Origin of the sequence: Brucella sp. NBRC 12950, assembly GCF_030268145.1 — a bacterium.
Taxonomy (GTDB): Bacteria; Pseudomonadota; Alphaproteobacteria; order Rhizobiales; family Rhizobiaceae; genus Brucella.
Map to the genome: position 1 here is coordinate 1 of NZ_BSQC01000033.1, position 4,587 is coordinate 4,587.

Here is a 4,587-nt window from a genome sequence, read left to right on the forward strand (position 1 = left end):
ATAACGTTCACATCCTGTTTGGCGGTGATCGTCGTGTCTTTGCCCGATTGAACAGTGGTGCCAATCACATTGTCGGAACCATTATTGGTCGCTTTTGCCGTGTCGAGCGTTACACTTTGCCCGCTGAACGCGCCGACATGCCTTCCCCTGACGCAGCCAGAGCGCGGCTACGCAGATCATCACTGAAAGCCCGGGTCATATTGCCTCCAACCAAATCACCAGTCGGAGCGATGGAATCAGAATTCGGCGACCAAGGGAATCCTCAACGCGATTCCGCGTTCAATGGACGCGCTCTAGAAAAACCTGTGTAAATTCAGGTGAAACTCAACAGCCCATACTTCAACCCTATAAAGAAGGCTTTATCCAAGTTGAAAGCCCTTTTGCCTTGGTGACTATTACATTCGAAAAGCTTCACCGCTCGATATAGCTAGGGCACGATTTATATGCTCCATACCTATATATGGAGCAAATCCCAGGTGCTCTCCATTTCGAAATCCATCATGATAAGTCTGAAGTTTCTCAACATCCCCTAATATTGCTAAGGCGGCCAAATGCCATATTGGCCGGGCCCCAGGAGCGCTCGTCGGAAGCAAAGAATACTCCTTCAACGCGTTTTCTAAGTTCTGGCATTGTGCCCAAATCAACGCCGAATCCGATGCTTCCTTTACATTATTAACGGTCAGATTTTCGGCTCTTACATCAATATTCTTCAATGACCGGACAAGTGGATAATAGGATTTATCTTCTCCGAATATTATCGAACAAGCATCAGAGAATTTATCCGTCGATAAAGAGAGCATTCCGCCTATTTTCTGCTGACCCCGAATTTTATCGAAGCTGAAAATCCACTGAACAACACGGTCTTCAAGAATATAATTTGCAAAAGCGTCGTTTAATTCATCCTCATCTATGATCCATCCAAGTGACAGGATTGTCGGTTCAAGTTGATCTTCTTTCATTCTCCTACTCCCGGAAAATTCTTAATTTCAATTGGTATCCCATTCGGGTAACCTTGGTTTTTCAACGGCATATTGGGAATCAACCCGAACTCGCGTGCCACTTTTCCTCTAGGTATCGCGTTACCATCTTTTATTTGCGGATAGATTTCACTTTGCCTTATCGAAAGGCCAGCATTACCGGTTTTAACTTCTATGATGCTTATTTTCCCATCCGGGGCTTCGTAAATGATGTCTGGTCGACATCTTCCCACGCCACAAGAGTTCCCAAATGACACTTCTTTTCCAGAAACCCGAAATCCTTGGCTTTCTAGCTGCTCCTTTAAATCATCAACCATATCTTTGTGGTGAGTATAGTGGTCTTTAACTGTTATTGCCGGGCCGTCTTCCACTGGGTTTTCTTTACCCAAGGCTTTCGAGACCGCTGATACGCCTTTTACTTTGGATACCAATCCCACGAACTGGGCAATCGCCAAGAGATCGCCCTCTTGAACTTTCTTAATGAGATAAGGCATTCCTGTGAAACCCGAAGGATCAGAAACCAGGAATTTGACTACTTTATTTAGTTCAGCGCGCTTTTCAGCTGAAAGGTTGTCGTAGCCTTCTGGAGCGAACAGATTCAGAAGTTGCTGCTGAACATCCGGGTCTTGAACAATTCTGTTCCAATCGTCTTGCTGCAGATAAACTTCGGCTATTCCGCTATAACTCGACATCGCCGCAGTTGCATCCCAAAGGACGCTGCCACAGCCATCGCCAGAAAAGCCATTTGCTCGACAATCTACATAAGCTTTCTGTTGCCTTTCATCCTTTTCATCAAGTTGCTTTGCCGTTTCGCATGCAGCGGCATCCCCTTGAGCGCATGCAGCTTTAGCCGCAGCCCGCTTTTCGGCATCCGCATGATCGAGATAATTAAACTGATATGCATTCCCTGCATACGCTGCTCCAGCCCCACCGGTAACACCGCCAATTCCTTGAAGGATTGAACCAGTTACTGTGTTGGTCATGAACTCTGCTGCCGAACCAGTCAGTCCAGATTCTTTGACGAACTCTGCAACTAGTTCCCTAATCTTAGGCGCTAGTAGAGCCGAAGATGCACCGCCGAGAGCGCCGCTCAACATGCCGCTGAAGTCTGTGACCCCTCCAAGGAGACCGCCCGCGATTGCATGAAGCGCCGCGCGACCAGGACCACCTTCTTTCCAGAACTCATATTCGTCTTTGTCGCCACGTTCGTATGCAGCATTCGCCAAGTCACTAGCCTTGGTGCCGATCATGTTGGCTGCTTTGGCGGCTGCATCGTCATAGAGCTGCTGCGTCTTCAGCTGCTCACTGAGGAGTTTCTGAAGATCTGGTATTCCGGGCAGCGACGTATTGGTATCGGTGGTGTCGCGGCGCAGATCATCAATGTTCTGCTGCTGATTGTTGGGATCAGTAATGATGATCTCGCCTGGAGAGATTGCTGAAAGCGCCTTTCCGGTTTCGCTTTCACCTTCCTTGATCGGCGGAGAGACGAGCGGACCACTTGCACCGAAGCCACCGCCATAGGTGTCAGCTTTCCATTTGGAATGTGTGTCGAGATCTTCGAACTCTAAAGTTCCGGTTTCAAGGCGATTGTTTTCAGGATCGGCCTCGCTCGTGATCAGACCACCGGTCAGCTTGGTGTTGCCGTCGACCTTTATGTCGAAGCCACCTTCGCCTGCATGAATGCCAGATTGTTCGGAGACAATGGCTGCATCACCCTTGGCTGTCTGATAAGATCCGGAGATGCCGCCGCTTGTCTGGCCCTGAGCGTTCGTTCCAACACCACCGCTGACATTGACCTGATTGGCCTTGGCTGTCGCAGTATCGAGCTGACTTTCAATGTTCAGATCGCCGCCAATATCAGCAATCACGGTCTCGCCGGAAACTGTCGCACCCCGCAGGTTTGTGTCATTGCCGGAGTTGACATAGACAGTTCCGCTGCCTGTCACATGCGTGTTGATATTGGTGACGGTGGTATCGTTGCCTTTCCCCTGACCGTAGTTGAAGTTCACGCCAGGGTTCAGGAGATCAATAGAAACTCCGCCTGAGACATTCTTGCTGGAGTTCTCACTGGTTGCTTTGGCACTTTCCAGATTGATGTCATTGCCAGCAATCAGCGCAATATCACCACGCCCACCTGTCGGAAGCCCGTACTGATCATAACCGGCGCTCACCTGCGCACCGACCGCATTGATATCGCGGCCTGCTTCGATGATCACTGTATCGCCAGCATTGATCGTGGTCACCACAGGTGTCGATGTCGATCCCTCGGCACTGTTCTTCGAATACTGGAAGCCGACACTGAGCGATGTGCTCAGGAGCGGGCCGTTCTGTAAGAGGCCTGGATTGAATGGCTGTCCATCGATGAGCGTATCATAGACGTATTTGCCGTTGATCCCTGCGATGGTTGCCATCGCAATGGAATTGGCTGTGCTACCGTCACCGACCCTTTTTCCAGCCTCAAAGGCATTGCCGACGGCTGCTGCTGCCTGCGATGAGACTGTTGCGGTAACACCGACAAACAGTTCCTGATGCATAAATTCATAATTTGTCTTGTCCTGCGCCGAGAGCAGATTAACGTCCCGCTCAGCGAGAATGTCGACCGTGGAGCCAGCAACAACCTGAGCCGCCTGAAGATTGGCATCACGGCCCGCCGTGATGATCACATCCCGGCCTGCATTAAGGCTCGAAACCGCATTGGTTTCTGCGCCTTCACTGGCTTCTGTCTTTGCTGAACCAAAACCAATTCCAATCGAAGCTGAACCATTGCCGGAACTCAGCTGAACACCAAAGCCTGAGCGCTTCTCTTTGTCTTCCGACGCATAGCTTTCCGCGCCGGGAAGGATATTGACGTCACGCGCCGCATCGAGCGCGATGTCATTGCCGGCTTGCACATGGGAGCCGATAATATTGACATCAGTCTCGCGGGCTTTGATGGAAACATCATTTCCCGCCGAAAGCGCAGAACCGACATTGGCGACGATGTTCTCGCTGCTGCTTTTCTCTTCCTTGCCCCAGATCGAATAAAAGCCGTCGCCTGAGCCCGCACCAAGTCCGGATTTCTTGGATGAAGATGAGGCATCATGGCGTTCCTGCGCACCGATGATCGAGACACTGTCACCTTCGATGGCGATATCGTCGCCAGCCGTGACCCTGGAGCCTGCAATGACGACATTATCGCCAGCATTGAGGTTCACATTGCCAGAAGCACCAAGCTCGGATGCAACGGTCGTTTCATCGTAAGTATGGCTCTTGTCGCTCTTCTTCGACAAAAGGCCTGATTTTGATTTGGATGCATCTGTTTCAACGGTGTCTTTGCCGGATGCGATAATCAGATCGCCACCGGCATCGATATTGAGATCAGCCTTGTTATCGGCCGTTCCCGCCTGAATGTTCGAGGCAGAGATCGTTGTATCGTTGCCAGAGGTGATATCAACACCGTTACCGCCGCTGATCGATGATCCAACAGCGGTTTCAGTATCCGTGCGGCTATGGCTTTCCTTTTTGCTGAAGACGCCCTTTGAACTCGTATCAAGCTGAGAATAGCCGGTATCGCGGGCTTCAGCGATCGTGACATTGTCGGTTGCGCTGAGATCGACCTTGCCCTTGGCAT

3 protein-coding genes are annotated in these 4,587 nt (G+C 50.6%); 1 reads left to right on the top strand and 2 read right to left on the bottom strand.

The window, feature by feature from the left end; translation table 11 throughout:
* The coding region (locus QSJ70_RS27205; RefSeq protein ID WP_285541321.1) for a hypothetical protein at positions 1-311 on the top strand (311 nt) is incomplete at its 5' end.
* Between the two features lie 84 nt (positions 312-395).
* On the opposite strand, the gene QSJ70_RS27210 is transcribed toward QSJ70_RS27205, so the two are convergent.
* Together QSJ70_RS27210 and QSJ70_RS27215 are read right to left on the bottom strand one after the other, a co-directional pair.
* Positions 396-959 carry a DUF6990 domain-containing protein gene (locus QSJ70_RS27210; RefSeq protein ID WP_285541322.1) on the bottom strand — a complete coding sequence of 188 codons (564 nt, stop codon included), beginning with the start codon at positions 957-959 and terminating at the stop codon, positions 396-398.
* The coding region (locus QSJ70_RS27215; protein WP_285541324.1) for a hemagglutinin repeat-containing protein at positions 956-4,587 on the bottom strand (3,632 nt) is incomplete at its 5' end. The genes QSJ70_RS27210 and QSJ70_RS27215, both read right to left, overlap by 4 nt.